Source organism: Sphingobacteriia bacterium, assembly GCA_017304685.1.
Classification (GTDB): domain Bacteria; phylum Pseudomonadota; class Alphaproteobacteria; order Rickettsiales; family 33-17; genus JAFKLR01.
The window spans coordinates 366,542-383,715 of record JAFKLR010000004.1 but is presented as its reverse complement, the minus strand read 5'-3'; the positions used below and the strand labels follow the sequence as shown (position 1 = coordinate 383,715).

21 protein-coding genes are annotated in these 17,174 nt (G+C 28.6%); 8 read left to right on the top strand and 13 right to left on the bottom strand.

Annotated features, from left to right (window positions below; all coding sequences use genetic code 11):
* Positions 1-2: 2 nt before the first annotated feature.
* From yidD to rpmH, 3 genes are read right to left on the bottom strand one after another with little or no spacing between them, the layout of a single operon-like run.
* Positions 3-245, bottom strand: coding sequence for a membrane protein insertion efficiency factor YidD (gene yidD, locus J0H68_07260; protein ID MBN8828488.1), 243 nt, complete (start codon positions 243-245; stop codon positions 3-5).
* The gene (gene rnpA / locus J0H68_07255; protein ID MBN8828487.1) at positions 229-636 is read right to left on the bottom strand and encodes a ribonuclease P protein component; all 408 of its coding nucleotides are present in this window, start codon (positions 634-636) and stop codon (positions 229-231) included. Before rnpA ends, yidD begins: the two co-directional genes overlap by 17 nt.
* Positions 596-730, bottom strand: a complete 135-nt coding sequence (gene rpmH, locus J0H68_07250) for a 50S ribosomal protein L34 (GenBank protein ID MBN8828486.1) — start codon at positions 728-730, stop codon at positions 596-598. The genes rnpA and rpmH overlap by 41 nt, the downstream gene beginning before the upstream one ends.
* A 211-nt stretch (positions 731-941) precedes the next feature.
* Between rpmH and phaC the strand changes: the two genes are divergently transcribed.
* The 8 genes from phaC (at position 942) to J0H68_07210 (ending at position 7,588) form a co-directional block, all read left to right on the top strand.
* Positions 942-2,693, top strand: a complete 1,752-nt coding sequence (gene phaC / locus J0H68_07245) for a class I poly(R)-hydroxyalkanoic acid synthase (GenBank protein ID MBN8828485.1) — start codon at positions 942-944, stop codon at positions 2,691-2,693.
* Positions 2,694-2,699: 6 nt separating this feature from the next.
* A complete protein-coding gene (gene plsY / locus J0H68_07240) occupies positions 2,700-3,290 on the top strand; it encodes a glycerol-3-phosphate 1-O-acyltransferase PlsY (GenBank protein MBN8828484.1) in 591 nt (196 codons plus the stop codon).
* Between the two features lie 15 nt (positions 3,291-3,305).
* Positions 3,306-4,079 carry a BON domain-containing protein gene (locus J0H68_07235; protein MBN8828483.1) on the top strand — a complete coding sequence of 258 codons (774 nt, stop codon included), beginning with the start codon at positions 3,306-3,308 and terminating at the stop codon, positions 4,077-4,079.
* On the top strand, positions 4,072-5,007 hold the full coding sequence (locus tag J0H68_07230; GenBank protein ID MBN8828482.1) for a hypothetical protein: 936 nt from the start codon (positions 4,072-4,074) through the stop codon (positions 5,005-5,007). Before J0H68_07235 ends, J0H68_07230 begins: the two co-directional genes overlap by 8 nt.
* Before the next feature lie 217 nt (positions 5,008-5,224).
* Positions 5,225-5,533: an HU family DNA-binding protein gene (locus J0H68_07225; GenBank protein ID MBN8828481.1), complete on the top strand. Its 309-nt coding sequence runs from the start codon at positions 5,225-5,227 to the stop codon at positions 5,531-5,533.
* Between the two features lie 5 nt (positions 5,534-5,538).
* Positions 5,539-5,943 carry a MerR family transcriptional regulator gene (locus J0H68_07220; GenBank protein ID MBN8828480.1) on the top strand — a complete coding sequence of 135 codons (405 nt, stop codon included), beginning with the start codon at positions 5,539-5,541 and terminating at the stop codon, positions 5,941-5,943.
* A 175-nt stretch (positions 5,944-6,118) separates the two neighbouring features.
* Entirely contained in the window at positions 6,119-6,868 is a 750-nt protein-coding gene (locus J0H68_07215) for a transporter substrate-binding domain-containing protein (protein MBN8828479.1), read from the top strand.
* 114 nt (positions 6,869-6,982) lie between these two features.
* On the top strand, positions 6,983-7,588 hold the full coding sequence (locus J0H68_07210) for a histidine phosphatase family protein (GenBank protein ID MBN8828478.1): 606 nt from the start codon (positions 6,983-6,985) through the stop codon (positions 7,586-7,588).
* On the opposite strand, the gene parE is transcribed toward J0H68_07210, so the two are convergent.
* The 10 genes from parE to pstC form a co-directional block, all read right to left on the bottom strand.
* Positions 7,589-9,550, bottom strand: coding sequence for a DNA topoisomerase IV subunit B (gene parE / locus J0H68_07205; protein MBN8828477.1), 1,962 nt, complete (start codon positions 9,548-9,550; stop codon positions 7,589-7,591).
* The gene (locus tag J0H68_07200; protein MBN8828476.1) at positions 9,543-9,824 is read right to left on the bottom strand and encodes a cytochrome c-type biogenesis protein CcmH; all 282 of its coding nucleotides are present in this window, start codon (positions 9,822-9,824) and stop codon (positions 9,543-9,545) included. Before J0H68_07200 ends, parE begins: the two co-directional genes overlap by 8 nt.
* A gap of 34 nt (positions 9,825-9,858) precedes the next feature.
* Positions 9,859-10,386, bottom strand: coding sequence for a thioredoxin fold domain-containing protein (locus tag J0H68_07195; GenBank protein ID MBN8828475.1), 528 nt, complete (start codon positions 10,384-10,386; stop codon positions 9,859-9,861).
* A gap of 67 nt (positions 10,387-10,453) precedes the next feature.
* Positions 10,454-10,870, bottom strand: a complete 417-nt coding sequence (locus J0H68_07190; protein ID MBN8828474.1) for a hypothetical protein — start codon at positions 10,868-10,870, stop codon at positions 10,454-10,456.
* Positions 10,857-11,726, bottom strand: a complete 870-nt coding sequence (locus J0H68_07185; GenBank protein ID MBN8828473.1) for a hypothetical protein — start codon at positions 11,724-11,726, stop codon at positions 10,857-10,859. The genes J0H68_07190 and J0H68_07185 overlap by 14 nt, the downstream gene beginning before the upstream one ends.
* Positions 11,727-11,748: 22 nt before the next feature.
* Entirely contained in the window at positions 11,749-13,161 is a 1,413-nt protein-coding gene (locus J0H68_07180; protein MBN8828472.1) for a hypothetical protein, read from the bottom strand.
* 23 nt (positions 13,162-13,184) lie between these two features.
* Positions 13,185-13,907, bottom strand: a complete 723-nt coding sequence (locus tag J0H68_07175; GenBank protein MBN8828471.1) for a winged helix-turn-helix domain-containing protein — start codon at positions 13,905-13,907, stop codon at positions 13,185-13,187.
* A gap of 142 nt (positions 13,908-14,049) precedes the next feature.
* The gene (locus J0H68_07170) at positions 14,050-14,835 is read right to left on the bottom strand and encodes a phosphate ABC transporter ATP-binding protein (protein ID MBN8828470.1); all 786 of its coding nucleotides are present in this window, start codon (positions 14,833-14,835) and stop codon (positions 14,050-14,052) included.
* Complete coding sequence (gene pstA / locus J0H68_07165; protein MBN8828469.1) at positions 14,819-15,985, bottom strand: phosphate ABC transporter permease PstA; 1,167 nt, start codon at positions 15,983-15,985, stop codon at positions 14,819-14,821. The genes J0H68_07170 and pstA overlap by 17 nt, the downstream gene beginning before the upstream one ends.
* Positions 15,969-17,171 carry a phosphate ABC transporter permease subunit PstC gene (pstC, locus tag J0H68_07160; protein ID MBN8828468.1) on the bottom strand — a complete coding sequence of 401 codons (1,203 nt, stop codon included), beginning with the start codon at positions 17,169-17,171 and terminating at the stop codon, positions 15,969-15,971. Before pstC ends, pstA begins: the two co-directional genes overlap by 17 nt.
* Positions 17,172-17,174 lie beyond the last annotated feature (3 nt).

Here is a 17,174-nt window from a genome sequence, read left to right as displayed (position 1 = left end):
TATCATCTCTCAAATTCAATTTTATCAGGAACTGGATCAAAGCCGCTTCCCCCTAGAGGGTTACATCTTAATATTCTTTTAACTATTAATGCAATACCTTTAATTGCACCGTGTTTATTTATTGCTTCAATTCCATAATCTGAGCATGTTGGAAGAAATCGACATGATTTAGGGATTGCTGGAGAAAGCAGATATTTGTATATATTTATTAAAAATATTGAGATTTTGCTAAGAACTTTTGTCATGTTTTGACTTTGTCTTTTTAAAATTCATAATTGCATTTTCAAACTCAGAAACAATATCAGCATAATTTTCTTTTGCTAAATCACGTCTAGCAATTACTAATACATCAATTGACTGAAAGCGATCTTTTTTAAATGTTTCATACGCAAAAGATCTTATTCGTCGTTTGAGCAAGTTTCTTACAACGGCACCACCTAATTTTCTAGTAGCAATTATTCCTAAACGAGGATGTAACAAATTATTATCGGCAATGCATACAAGAAAAAAATTACTGCTAATTTTAAAGCCATGTTTTTTAAGCCTTAGAAAATCTTGAGTTTTATTTAAAGTTGTTAGTTTAAAACGTTGAGTTTTATGCACTAAGTCTCTTACGACCTTTTGCTCTTCTAGCATTTAAAACTTTACGACCATTAAATGTAGCCATTCTTTGTCTAAACCCATGACGACGTTTACGTACGAGTTTACTTGGTTGATAAGTACGTTTCATTAGCAACTCCTGAAAACTTATAAATTTGTTATTTTAAAGTCTTATATATTTATGTTGATAATAAGTCAACATTTTACTGAAATTTAACCTAATTTAATCTTCAATAGCCTGAAATTTATTACAAAATATGTAATAAATTTCTTTATTTATACTTTTTACATTTGTATAATTAGTTTAATAAATCCTATAAAATTCAACTAAAGGTATAAAAGTGCCCCATAAAAAGCCTGTCGAAAGGTTAAGTGAAAATATTATTAATATAATGTCAGCTTACCCAAAAATTATGTCAGAATTTTTTGGAAAACTTTCAGTGAATAATACTTCATACTATCAAACCCCTTACAATATTTTTAACCAATTTTGGCAAGATATTTATCAAAACCCAGACATGCTTGCAGAACGTCAGCAAGAATGGGTAAATAACCATAATTATATTATAAAAAATGTTCTAGAGAAGATTAATGGTAGTAACTCTAATAGCTTATATGAGAGTTCAAATAAAGATAACCGCTTCCAAGACCCCGCCTGGAAAAAAAATGCTTATTTTAATTATATAAAGCAAGTTTATTTGATGACTAATGAATGGGTACAAAAGCTTATAGCAACTAATGATAATTTTGATGCTCAAACAAAACATAAAATTAATTTTTTTACACGCCAAATATTAGATGCGCTTTCTCCTTCTAATTTTATTCATACAAATCCTGCGGTTCTTCGAGAAATTATTGACTCAAATGCAGACAATCTATTATTAGGTTTAGATAAATTACAAAACGACATTTGTAATTCTAACACTTTACAAATTACTACTGTCGATAAAACAGCATTTAAAGTTGGAGAAAATTTAGCTACTACAAAAGGACATGTAATTAAAAGAAGTAAATTAAGTGAATTAATTGTCTATACGCCTAAAAATAATGAAGTTTATGAGACACCAATTCTGATTATTCCACCATTTATAAATAAATACTATATCCTTGACTTGCAGGAAAAAAATTCTTTTGTTAACTGGTTACTTGAACAAGGCCATCAAGTATGTATAGTTTCTTGGGCTAATCCTGACAGCTCATATGCAGATGTAAATTTTGATGATTATGTTAATGAAGTAATTTCAAATATCGAAGCAGTCAAAGATATAACTAAACAACCTCAAATTAGCCTTATTAGTTATTGTATTGGTGGCACTTTAACGATTAGCACTCTTGCTTACTTAAAACAAATAAAAGATAAAAGTATTAAAAACGCTTGTTTAATTACTACATTAGTAGATTTTTCTATTCCTGGAGATTTAGGAGCGTTTATTGATGAAGAGCAAATCCAATTAATGGAACAAAAAATGCAAGCTCAAGGGTATCATGATAGTAATGATATGAGCATGACTTTTAATCTACTACGTGCCAATGATATGATTTGGTCGAATATTGTGAATTCTTATTTACTTGGTAAATCCCCCGTTGCTTTCGATTTATTATATTGGAATTCTGATTCAACTAAAATTCCTAAAAAGGTACATAGCTTTTATTTACGCAATATGTATTTAAATAATAATTTAGTTAAAGCTAATGTACTTAAAATTAATAATGTTCCTATTGATATCTCAAAAATTGATATACCAATTTATAAACTTGCCACAAAAGAAGATCATATAGTTCCATGGCAGGGAGCTTATAAAATTCATGAATATATTAAAAATGTTACTTTCGTTCTTGCTGAATCTGGACATGTAGCAGGGGTAATTAGTCCACCAAATAGAAAGAAATATGGCTTTTATACAAATGAAACTAGTTATTCAGATAGTGAAGAATGGCTTAACAACTCAAAATACATTTTAAGTTCTTGGTGGGAAAATTACAATAAATGGCAATGTAAGTTTAATAAACAAAAAATTAAAAAAATTGATAGCAGAACAATTAAAAAATATGCTATTCAAGAAGCTCCAGGTACATATATTTACATGAGGTAATTTTACATGCATAGCGAAGTGATGAATTATATTATAGCTTATTTTTTTGGTTCTATACCTTTTGGTTTTCTTATTAGTAAAGTAATGGCTGGAATTGATATTAGAAAAACAGGGTCCGGTAATATCGGCGCTACTAATGTAATGAGAAGCTTAGGTAAAAAAGCAGCTATTTATACTTGGATATTAGATTCTGCAAAAGGAGTTATTGCCATTCAAATAATAAATAATTTTAATTTTCATGGTATTCCTAATCTTTACGCATCCGCAATTTTTGCAGTACTTGGTCATATATTCCCTATTTGGTTAAAATTTAAAGGTGGTAAAGGGGTTGCAACTGGCGGCGCATTAATAGTTTATTTTAGCCCAATAGTAGGGATTTTAACCATCCTAAGCTGGGCTTTAACTTTTACTTTCAGTCGTATTTCTTCTTTGTCTGCGATAATTGCCTGCAGCTTAGCGCCTGTTTATGCCTTTTTCTTTTCTAAAAATGACTATTTACCATTATTCTGTTTTGTGCTATCAACGTTAATAATTATTAAACATTATCAAAACATAGTAAGACTATTTAAAGGACAAGAAAAAGGTTTTAAAAAATAATTAGGTATACATATTATGACTAAATTAATTACACTTTCAGCATTAATTCTTAACTTATTAGCTTTAAGCGGTTGCGTTGAAGTAGTTGCAACTTCGGCTGCTGGAACAGGATTTGCCTTAGCTAAAGAAAAATCTATTGGCACACAAATTGATGATTTTGCTATACGTACTAAAATTCACAATGATCTTTTAAGAAAAGATATAAATAATTTATTTGCTAATATAAATGTTAAGGTATCTGAAGGTAAAGTATTACTTACTGGTGCCGTAAAATCACCTGAAGATCGTGTTGAAGCTGTAAGAATTTCCTGGCAACAGAAAGGCGTAAAAGAGGTTATTAACGAGATTTTAATTGAAGATAGTGAAGGAAAACTTGCTATTGGTGAATATAGCAAAGATAGCTGGATAACTACTCAAATAAAAACCAAATTACTTTTTAACCAAAATATTCGCTCAGTAAATTATAATATTGAAACCATTAAAGGGGTTGTCTACATTTTAGGTATTTCAAGAAGTCATGAAGAATTAGAATTAGTAAATTCTATTTCCTCACGAGTTAAATACGTTAAAAAAGTTGTAAGTTACGTTAGAGTTAAAAGTGAGAATGAAAATATTTCATCAAATGAAGAAACTACTATTAATAATAGAAAACCTGCACCGGTAGTAAATAATACAGTAAAACAGGATAAAGTTGAGCCTATTAGAACAAAAGATCTTAAGGCACTAAACAATTCATATAATCCAGAAACTGGAACTGACGTTTACGACGGTGATAGTTTTGATGATTAAAAAACTTGGGTTACAAATAGATCACCCTTCGAGTCTAAATTACTCTTCAGATTCGTCAGTTTTAATTGCGAAATATGCTTCAAGTAAGAATTTTGAAGTGTGGACATACCAACCCAGTGATCTATTTTTTAAAGATGGAAAGGTTTGGGTTAAGGCTCATTTAACGGCTTTTACTAATGAGCCTCCGTTTTATAATTTTATATTTTCAGAGGTTATTAAGTTAGAAGATTTCGAAATTATACTTATAAGGCAAGATCCTCCTTTCAATTTTGAATATCTAACTGCCTGCTATTTAATGAAAAGTGTAAAACATACTAAAATTTTCAACTCCCCTGACTTTTTGATTAGCAACCCTGAAAAAATTATTCCTTTATATTTCAGCTATTTAATGCCTAAAACTCTTATTACTGATAACTTACAACTATTGGAAGAATTTATAACTAGAGAAAGAAAAGTTATATTAAAGCCTTTATATTCCTATGCAGGAAAAGGAATTAATCTTATAACCCCTTCTGATTTTCACTTATTACCTGATTTGATTGTTAACTATAAAACTTCATATGGTAATCTGCCAGTAATCGCTCAAAAATATCTACCTTCGGTAATGGAAGATGGAGATGTTAGAGTAATAATGTCATTTGATAAAATTATTACATGTTTTAAAAGAATACCTGAAGGAGGAAAAGTAATCGCAAATCTTGCTCAGGGGGGAACTGCTCATAAGCATATTCTTACTACATCACAACTTGAAATTTGTAACGAAATAGGAAAGTTTTTGAAAAAAAATAATTGCCTATTTGCAGGTATTGATCTTATTGAAGATAATCTAATTGAAGTTAATGTCACCTCACCTACAGGCTTAATTACAGCAAATAGTCTGTACAATCAAAAGTTTGAAGAGATAATTTTTTCCGGCCTTTTCTCGTAAAAGTTTATTCTATCCGATCTCATACACTATTTTTAGTTGCATATTACATTTTTTTAGATATTATAAACCTAAGAATTAATTTAAATTAAAGACCGTTTTATCTAAAAATTAATTTTTGTATATAAAGTTTTAAGAAATTAACCATATTGACTTTTTAAGAGCGTGTGCTAATATTTAAAATAGGTTAAAAAATAAACTTTTATATTTTGGGGTTATCATGCATAAGAATACAGTAACAAGGGCTTACCTTTCAACTTCACTTAATAAGAAAGTGGGCTTTTCTGAATCGGAAACATCATTAATCGTAAACTCAATAATTAATTTAATCTGCAGAAGTTTAGCTAATAATGAGAAAATTAATATCACAAATTTCGGTAGTTTTCAGCTAAAAGAAAAGAATGCAAGGGTAGGTAGGAATCCTAAGACTTTACAAGAATACCCAATATCTGCTAGAAATGTAGTAAAGTTTAAGATATCTAAAAAACTGAAACAAAAAATTAAAGATAAATTTAAAGATGAAAACTGAGAATTATGGACTTTAGTGATAACGACGAATTAATTGATAGCCCAAATTTTGAAAAAGACGTAAATGCTTATAAAACTATAGGAGAAGTTGCCATTCTTCTTAATTTACCTCAGCATGTACTAAGGTTTTGGGAAACACAGTTTAAGCAAATTAATCCAGTAAAAATTAAGGGTAGAAGATACTATAAAAACCCTGATATTAATATATTAAAACAAATTAAAACCCTTCTTTATGATAAAGGTTTTACTATTAAAGGTGCTCAAAGTTATTTTAAAGATTTCAAAAATGATGCTTTAATAACCCTTAACCCTATACAACCTTCCAATCCTTCTGAAAGAATTACAAATTTAGATGAGTTAATAAAAATTAGAGATGCTTTAAAAGAAACTCTTAATAAAATTGCTAATTAGTTATTTCATTCTTCTCCTGTATCTTTAAAAATTCAACTATATAACATTTAAAACTGTTGTAAAATAGTCACAGCTTATTAATATATTAATACAAGATTAAAATTTTAGTTTATTAATACAGTATAGAAGCGTACGCTTATATTATAAATAAGTTTAAATTTTAATAATTTAAGTCATGTTAAAGATTAAGTTACTATTGATAGTAATAATTTTTATCTTCATAAAATCTTCAAGTGCAAAAGCTGAAGAGAAAAGAATTATTATACGAGTTGGTGGGTATGAGTTCCCACCATATTTGGAGAAGAGCTCTACTCAATATACTGGCTACACCATTGATCTAATTAACAATCTTAATGAACTTCAAAATAAATATTATTTTAAATTAGTTCTAACCTCAAGTGTTCGAAGATATACTGATATAAAAAATAATAAATTTGATTTAATGTTTTATGAAAATGAGAATTGGGGATGGCAAAAAATACAAAATATCACTTTTTCCAAAAGCTTTAATAAGGATAAAGAAGTATTTGTAACTTTAGCAAATAATGAAACATTAAAAAAATGTGATATTAAAGGGAAAAAAATATTAGGTTATCTTGGATATCATTACTCTTTTGCCAATTTTAATTCTGATCCTGAAAACTTAAGATATCGTTATAATACCCATTTAACTACTAGCCATAAAAACAACCTTCTATCTTTAATTAATAAAAGTGCTGATTATGCAGTTGTTAATGCACAATATTTAAAAAATTTTATAACTAATAATAACTCTTATAAAAAACAATTATATACCTGTCCTACTCCCGATCAGGAATATGAACAAAAAGTTTTAGCATCAAATATAAGCCCTATTACCTTGGATGAAATAATTGAGCTTATCAATAAGGTTAATTCTAAAATATCTTCCTCTAATAAAAATTAATTTTTAATTTCTTTTAAATTAAACCTTTCAACTGCAATCTTCCAATTAACCCATTGTTTTTTAATGATAATTTTATATATTTATTGAATTAAAATAATATATAATAGAATTACAATGAAAAGAGCTGATGAAGACGTAAAACGAGAACTTTCCACTTTTTTAAATAGTAACAAACCTTTTTATTTTGTTAGACATGCTAAAACAGAGTGGAATAAAGAAAATCGCGTCATGGGACATAAAGATGTTCAATTGAATTCTACTGGTATTACCCAAGCCCATCTTCTTGGTAGGATGTTACAATTTCAAAAGTTAGGAATTAAATATATATACACGAGTCCTCTTTTGCGTGCAAAAAGAACTGCTGAAATACTTAGTTATTATTTAAAATGCGAAGTAATTGAAGTTGAAGATCTAAAAGGAACTAATTCAGGGATAATAGAAGGGCAAGTTTATAAAGACTTACAATGGAAATTTAATTGGGAAAAAGGCTCAAAAATTGAAGGAGCAGAAACATTTCAAAATTTTCGCAATCGTATTGTAAAAGCAATGAATAAAATCTTTGAAAATCAAGAGCCGGTATTAATAGTTTCTCATGGAGCCGTTTGCAGGTTATTAAGTGAACTTTTATATGGCAAAAAGCAAATAGCTTCTAATGCTGAATTTATAAAATTCCCTGTATCCTTAGTAAAAACAAGTAGTAAAATGGTGTCGAAATTATAATTAAATATCTAAGTTTTCTCTAAGCTTATCTATATTCTCTAAAGCCTGTTCTTTTATAAAATTATATCTAAGCTCTGGCTTTTTACCCATAAGGGTTTCAACATATCCTTCTGCAGAGCCATCTAGAGGTAATTGAACCTTTAATATAGTTCTGTTTTTAATATCCATAGTAGTTTCTTTTAACTGAGGCGCCGTCATTTCCCCTAAGCCTTTAAATCTCCCTATTTCAATTTCGCCTCTTTTCTTTTTTAATTCACTTACTAATTTATCCTTTTCAATATCGTTTTTTACATAATAAGTTTTATTACTATGAACAATTCTATAAAGAGGAGGTTGAGCTAAATACAAATGCCCATTTTCAACTAATTTTGGCATTTGTAAAAAAAAGAATGTCATAAGTAAAGAAGCAATATGCGCACCATCAACATCCGCATCTGTCATTATCACCACTTTTTCATATCTTAGATTTTCTTCCTTATAATTGTTACCAATTCCACAGCCTAAAGCCGTGATAAGGTCACTAATTTCCTGATTTGCAATTATTTTTTCCCTAGATGAGCTTGCAACGTTAAGAATTTTTCCTCTAAGAGGTAATACTGCTTGAGTTTCTCTATTACGAGCTTGTTTGGCTGATCCACCCGCAGAATCACCTTCTACTAAAAATATCTCGGTACCTTTAGGAATATCTCTAGTGCAATCTGCTAACTTACCTGGTAACCTGATTTTCTGTATAATAGTTTTTCTATTAATTTCTTTTTGTTTTTTCCTACTTAATCTTTCATCAGATAGATTAATAAAATATTCTAACAATTGAACTGCCTGAACCTTATTTAAGCTAAACCAATTATCAAAATAATCCTTAATAGTATTTTCAACTACTCTATGCACTTCAGGATTAACTAACTTTTCCTTTGTTTGACCTAAGAATTGTGGATCTTCAATAAATACTGAGATTAAAGATGAACATTCTTGCTCTATATCATCTGCGGTAATTTGACTGGTTTTTTTATTACCTATCATATCACCATAAGCTTTCACACTTTTTAAAATCCCTTGCTTAAAACCCTGTTCATGAGTTCCACCATTAGGGGTGGTGATTGTATTACAATATGATCTTACAAAATGTTCCTCAGCTTCACCCCAAGCTACAGCCCATTCAATTTTACCGTTATAATTAGGGAATGAAAGCAGGCCATCGATAATAGCTCCGCCTACTGCTTTTTCAGGCTCGATATAATTTAATAAATAATCTTTAAGTCCATTTGGAAAATGTAAGATGGCTTTTGCAGGTACATCATTGCTTGCAAGTTCTTCATCGCATGACCATCTGATTTCTACCCCTCTAAATAAATAAGCTTTAGATTTAGCTAAATTATATAATCTTTTAGCTTTAAAATTTTGCTTCCCAAATATTTCAGGATCAGGATGAAAACTTATTGTTGTTCCCTTCTCTTTTGAGCCTAAGGTTTGAACTTTAATATCATTTAATTTATGCCCTTGAGAATATTCTTGGGTATATTTTTTATTATCTCTTTTAATTTCAACAAATAATTTATCTGCAAGGGCGTTTACAACTGAAATACCAACACCATGTAAACCACCAGCGGTTTGATATGCTTTATTACTAAATTTACCGCCTGAGTGAAGAGTTGTTAAAATAACTTCTAATGCTGATTTATTGGGAAATTTTGGATGTGGATCAACAGGTATTCCTCTACCATTATCTTTAACTGTAACAAACCCTTCCTTACTTAAATGAAGCTCAATTTTATTCGCATAACCTGCAACAGCTTCGTCCATGGCATTATCAAGAACTTCGGCAACTAAATGATGAAGCGCATTTTCATCTGTACCACCAATATACATTCCAGGTCTTTTTCTAACCGGTTCCAAACCTTCTAAAACTTCTATATCTTTAGCTGTGTAGTCAGTATTTTTTTTATTATTTGAGGAATTAGCCATTATTTCTACTTTGTTTAATTACGTATAAAAATGATAGTAAACCAAAACTAATAATTACAAAAGGTAATAACCATATGATAAAATTATTTTGTTCCGCTTCTGGTAAAAAAACAACATCCTTGCCGTGATTATTCTTAATATTTTCTAAAATTTCTTGTTTGGAATAACCTTTAGAAGCAAGTAAATATACTTCCTTTTTTAATTTATTTGCAGCTAAAGTATCTGACTCTAATATTGCTTGCCCCTGACAAGTTGTACACTTAATTGTACGCATAACTTCTTGAAGTTCAATATTAGTTAACCCAATACTATTTTTTATCCCGTAGAATAGGAAGAATATAATTATTAATAAGCGCATTAGTTAAGCTACCCATATAGTGTAATTTAATTTTACCAGTTTCATCTATTAGAATTAAATTTGGCACTCCGTATAATTCTAAGGAATTCGTTAATATGTTATTTTTATCAATAAAGTTTCCATCATATGGATTAACTTCATTTTTAATCTGAGCTAAACCATTTTCAATGGTATCATTCCATAACACACCATATATTTTCACTTTAGAAATTTGTTTTAATTGTTCAATTAGCTTATGTTGCTTATGACAATATCCGCACCAGGTCGCATACGAAATCAATATATATTTCTGCCCTATTAAATCATTTTTATGTATTATTTTATCAGTTGTAATATCAAAAAAATTAAAATTAGGTACTTCTTTATTTACATTTTGTTGGTTTAAATATTTTGGATCAACATAATTCTTTGCTAAAAACCCAAGCGTAACCATAAAAGCTAAAAATATAAGTAAAATTACGCGAGAAGTTTTGTTCATACTATTTTCCTAAATAATGTAATAGAACTATATATTTTATAGAAATTAAAATATACGTAAATTATTTTTATTTAACTTTCATATGGCCTTTTTTGCCTTTAAAAGCATTCATTATATGAAGATATGTAGTATAATGTTCTCTATAAGTTTTATAAACTAAAGTGCCTATTTTTGAGCGCATTATTTCTTCACAAATATAAAACGCATCTATAGGTTTTTCTTTTTTAGAAAAATAATTTTCTTTATTTTCAAAAAATTCATTTTCAATTAAATGTTGCCAAATTCTACCATCAAAAACAAATATTTTGAAAAAACCTGCATAGCCAGTGCTGTAATAAGTACCCTTATAAACGCTTGTACTATCATTATTTAAAACAAATAATACATCTCCGTTTTCAGGTAACACCTGATCGTCAACATATTTAAGGAATAATTTACCTGATAAAACTATATGTTTTATGTCTTTTGGTTTACCGCGTGTCATAGGAGTCACTATTATGATCGATTTTAATGCTCAGGATCTTATCAAAAAAATCAGCATCAGTATAGTCTAAAGGCTCAAAGCCACATAAATTTATGTTATCTTTTTGGCTTAAACCTGCTTCTCTTATAAATTCAAAATTTTCTATATCTTTATTTATATGCTGACTCAAATTTTTAGAGGCTTGATCAGCTATTCTTTTAATTTTATGTAAGTATATATTACAATTTTCTAAATAAGCCGATTTATTATATTTTTCTATATGATAGTAATAATCAGTTCTATAAGCTATTATTTTAGCTTGTTTTAATACAAGCCCACTTAAGGTTGTGAGTTTATTATCTAATTCACTACTAAACAATCCTTCAAATTCCTTATCCGAGGTTTTTAAAAGCGTTTCAAATAACTTATTAGTAATAAAAAGCTCATTTGTTTCTACTAATTTACAAGTGTATTTAATGCCATTTTTTTCAAGAGAAGCGTTTACTAAATTAAGTGCTTGAGTATGTGTAAGACTATTATTACTTTTTAAACCATCAAATAATATTTTGATAACTTTAGGGTTCTCTTTATTGCTTACTGCGATTTCTAATAAATCGAAATTATGTTTTTTAAATTGTTCGTCTTTATATAACTTATCTTTTAATAATTTACTTAAGTTATCTTCAGAAGAAGATGAAAACCATCTTTGGTAAAATCGTGGGCTAATGTCTTGAAGATATTCATAAAAGTTTTCAAAGTTGGTTAAAGGTGCCTCTTTAATATCCTCTGGAAATTCTTTTAATTCAACTTTAGTGTTTTCAATTAGTGAAATGTTAGAAGCAAAACATCTATAATATATTTTAGAAAATATATTCATTTAAAAATACCATTATGGATAATTAATTCCATTGTTGTGTATTATGAAATACGTTAGCATCATCATCCATTGGTGGAGCACTAGCTTCAGCGTTGTTATAAGATGCTGGCTGTTGTGCATAGATATTTTTCATTTTAACTTGTGTATCGTGATACTTAGCGTACGCGTCTACTTGCTCTTTTTGTGTTTTTAAACTATCAAATAATTTAGCATTTAAATCTTTTAATTTATTTACTTCACTATATGAATCTTTATATTTTTTAGATAATTCTTGATTTTCTTTTTCAAGTTTTGAAACAATTTTCTTTAAATGTTCATAATTTTTTTGCTTAAAGCTTACTTCTTTCTCTCTAACTTTAATATCATATTCTTTAAGACTTAAAGCCTTTTCTTCTGCTGCGACTTCTCTTGCATGTAATTCATCTTTTTTAATTTCTTCTAATCTCGCATCAATCTCAGCATTTACAGCTTTATATTCTTTAACATTATCTTTAAGCTCTTGTGGAGAATATTCACTAAATTGATTATTAAAATTTATTTCAAGTGATTTCACATTTTCGTTAATGAAATCTTTTAAGTGCTTTAAAGCATATTTATCAGATTGATTATTTTCATAAATAAGCTTTAAATCTTGAGCTTTAATAATAACACCAAAATTTTGCGCTGTATGGTAAGCTTGGCTATATTTTTTTAAAACTATCAAATCATGTAAAATTTCTTCACCTTTTTCACAATCAATTCTACCAGATTGATGACCTGTATAATAAAGTTTATTATATAAATTTGATAAAGATTGACCTGTCGGTAAGTTGAAGTCTTTATCTGTCATGTGAACAATTTTACGAATTAAAGCAAAACTTTTATCTTTAAATTGTTCAGAAATAGAATCAATTTCTCCGACGTGTTTACTTAAATAGTTTTCATATTCTTCAGATTTTACATGTTTATCAAAAATAAAATTTAAAGCTTTTAATTCATTAGTAGAAATATTTCTTACTGAGAAAAATTTATGCGCTAATTCAAAATAATTATCGACAGTTAACTCAGTAAAATAATCGCCTATTACTTTTTCAGCTAAGTTAAATTGATGTTTTCTAAGTAATTCAGCTAATATGTCTATCTCAAATTCAGAAGAAAGTTTAGAGTTTGCATTTGCACTTTCAATTGCAAATTTCATTAAATCTTGTTTCGATGGATCAAGAACTGTTTCTTTAATTAATTCTAATGACCTTTCACTAAAAACCTGAGAAGTAGCAATATAATTCTTAAGAAATTTTGCATTCATTTGATTTAAATGGAGTTGAATCTCTTTTAAATTATCACTTGAAAGATCTTTTTGTTGTAAATTTTGATCTACTATTAATGCGTGATCTTTATTACTCCAAGTTTTAAATCTAAACCAATTTATTACTGAATTATTTTGATGATAAAACATATTAACTTCTCTTAATTAATCGATTATTCGTTAAAATTTCTGCGTAAACAGTAGCCTAACGACCTAATAGTTTCAATAATTGGAAGCTCATCTTTAAATAATTTAAGAGCATTTCTTAATCTATTAATGTGAACGTCAATAGTTCTTGGTTCTATTGAATCAACTTTACCCCAAACATATGACATTAAAAATTCACGTGATAAAATATTTTTTGGATATTCAAGGAAACATTGGAGAATTTTAAATTCTGTTGGACCAAGCTTAATATATTTTCCTTGTCTTGTAACAGTGTATGAACTAAGGTTCATTTCAATATCACCATATTTTAAAGCTTTATTTGATTCTAAAGAACGATTTAAAGCATAATTATACTTAATTTTTGCAATTAAATCATTTTCATCTTTATCTAATACAATATAAGCATCTGGGCCATTTTGTTCACGAGAAATTTCTTTTTCCATAGAACCAGGATATTTAATGATCATAACAATCATGTTATGTGAATTATCAATACTTCTAACGTAATAGCAAAGTTCCATTGCAGAAATTTCATTAATTTTTTCAGAAATAACTACAATATTTGGAAGACTTGTATTAATAAATTTCATTGCATTTTGCGCATTACTTTCATAATGAGCATTAAATCCGTGGAGTTTTATATTTGATTCTAAGCTTGTTAAGGAATTACTCTTGTCATCAACGATTAACATAAGGGGATGGAACCCAGTTCTTAAAATTGTAACCATATTTTAACCTTTTATTAAATTTGTTGTTATACTTTAATGAAATTATAATATTCATGGTTTTAACAAAAGTAAAGAATTTATTGACATTTTTGTAGAGAATTTTGCAAAGATTTATACATTATTAATATATGTATCTGATTTTTCAGCCAAATCTACCTGTAATATAATCTTGGGTCTGTTCCAATTTAGGGTTGGTGAAAATATTTTCGGTTACCCCATGCTCAATTAAATATCCCATGTTAAAAAAACCGGTGTATTCCGATACCCTCGCCGCTTGTTGCATTGAATGAGTTACAATAATTATAGTATATTTTTGTTTTAACTCATCTATTAACGCTTCAATCTTTGCTGTAGCAATAGGGTCAAGCGCCGAACATGGTTCATCCATTAATATCACTTCAGGCTGGATCGCTATGGTCCTTGCAATACATAATCTTTGTTGTTGGCCGCCTGAAAGTGAAGTCGCAGGTTGCATCAATCTATCTTTGACTTCATTAAAAAGCCCTGCCTGAACCAAACTTTGTTCTACAATTTCTTTTTCTTCTTGAGAATTTTTCTTTGCTATTCCATGCAAACGTGGCCCATAAGCTATATTATCATAAATAGTTTTAGGAAAAGGGTTTGGCTTTTGAAAAACCATTCCAATTTTTGTTCTAAGTTGAACGACATCAACATCCTTATTATATATATCTTGCTTATCAATAGTTATTATTCCAGAAACTTTGCACCCTTCAATAAGGTCATTCATACGATTTAAACATCTTAAAAATGAAGACTTCCCACAACCAGAGGGGCCAATAAGCGCTGTTACAGTATTACTGTATATTTCAAAGTTAATATTAAATAAAGACTGTTTGTCATTATAAAATAAGTTTAATGACTGCGCTGAAATTTTAACTCTTTGCTTTTTGTTACCAAATCCGCTCATATTTTTTCCTTACCCAAAACGCAATAAAATTTAAAAAGATACTTATAATTAATAACATTAAAATTGCTGCAAAGGTCTTCTCTATATAACCTGATTCAATACTTGTGGCCCATAAATAAATTTGAATTGGAAGTACTGTTGCAGGCTCGAACACCGATTCAGGAATATTAGCCATATAAGCAACCATTCCTAACATTAAAAGTGGCGCCGCTTCTCCCATAACTCTTGCAATACTTAAAATAATTCCTGTCATAATACCTGGTAAAGATAAAGGAATTAAATGATGAATAATTGTTTGTAATTTAGAAGCTCCAAGTCCCATAGCCGCATCTCTTATATTATTTGGTATTGTTCGTAAAGCTTGACGAGTTGATACTACAATTATAGGTAAAACCATAAGTCCAAGAGTCAAACCTGCTATTAAACTTGAAGATCTTGGCAAATTAAAAATAATTATAAAAATTGATAATCCTAAAATACCATATATTATTGAAGGAATGGAAGCAAGATTAGCAATATTTACCTCAATAAGCTCATGAATCCAAGAGCGCTTAGCTATTTCTTCTAAATATATTGCTGTAATAATTCCTATTGGAACTGCTATAATCATACTAATAAGCACAGTCATTAAAGAGCCAATAATTCCAACTAAAGCTCCGGCTTTTTCAGGCTCACGAGAATCTGTATTTATAAAAAAATCAAAATTTAAATTAACTGAAATAGCGTCTTTTTTTGCTAGTTCGTTTATATATGTAATATCATTTTCATTTATATGAGTTTTTATATTATTTCTAATATATTGGTCGTATTTAGAAGTAAGTTTTAAATAAATTTTTCGGGTGGTTTTAAGATTATTAATCTTCCCAATTTCTCTCTTGCTAATTATAGTTTTAACGAAACTCGCTAATTCAGGATTTTCAAAGCAATTTAGTAATACATGATCTATATCTAAATCTTTATTATCATTAAGATATTTTTTTGTTTCTATTACAACATATGAAGAATTAAAAGCTCCAAAACTTTTAATAATTATCGAAGATAAAATAATAACCAGAATAGCGATACAAAAAATGGTTGAGCCTTTAGCCAGTTGATAAAAAATTTTATCACTTTTACGTCTTTTCCGAAATCTTTTACGAGAAATTACCATATTTCCTTTTATATACGACTATTACTTTATTTGAAATAAAATTTATTGTTACAGTAAATATAAACAATATTGAAGCAAGACCAAAAGCTGAAAGAGTTTTAGGACTATCAAAATTTTCGTCACCTGTCATTAAGCTTACTATTTGAACAGTAATTGTAGTTAAAGAATCGAAAGGATTTAAAGTTAATTTTGCATTAAATCCTGCAGCCATTGTCACTATCATAGTTTCACCAATAGCACGTGAAAGTGCTATTAAAATAGCGCAAATAATTCCAGGTTTTGCAGCAGGTAAAATCACTTTTCTAAGTGTTTCAATGTGAGTTGCTCCAAGTGCGAGTGACGCATCTCTAAGAGCTTTAGGAATCGATGAAATAACATCATCTGACATTGTCATTATTAAAGGTAATATCATTACTCCAATCATTAAACCTGCAGCTAGCGCATTTTCTGTACTTGATGAAAAACCTAAAAATGTTGCGATATCCTTAATAAAAGGCCCTATATAAAATGATGCGAAATAACCATATACAACACTCGGTATACTTGCGAGCATTTCTATAGATGGTTTTATTATCGCTCTCATTTTTTTTGTCATAAATTCGCTAACATATATCGCAGAAAAAATACCAAGTGGAGCAGCAAAGATAAGAGAGATAAAAGTAATGTAAATTGTTCCTAAAAATACAGGTAGCATTCCAAATGAATTTTTTATATCCATTTCATAATTTTGCGGCTGCCAATTACTTCTAAATAAAAAGTCAAAAATTGAAACGTATTTTAAAAAGCTAATTGTTTGTAGGAAAATTATTGCTGTTATACCTAGCGTAATTAGGACACTTATAAGAGATATAGAAAAAATTAATAGCTTTACCCAACCTTCAACATGCTGCCTTGCTTTAAAGCTTCGTCTAATTAAAATAATAATTAAAACTAGAATTCCAAAGCTAACATTTACACCAAAATATGGAATAATAGTTTCTGGAAAGTTCCCAGTAAAATATTTTGCATAAACAGTTGAAGTAATTCCTGCTATTAAACACCAGAGACTTGCAGAATAACCATAAAATCTTGCAGGTGCTGCAGCTTTTCTTTGTGGCGTAGTTTCCTTAATTATTTTATGTTTAATAACAAAATAACTAATAATTGAAATAATAATTATAAAAACTAATGAGAACCATATAGCCATGGG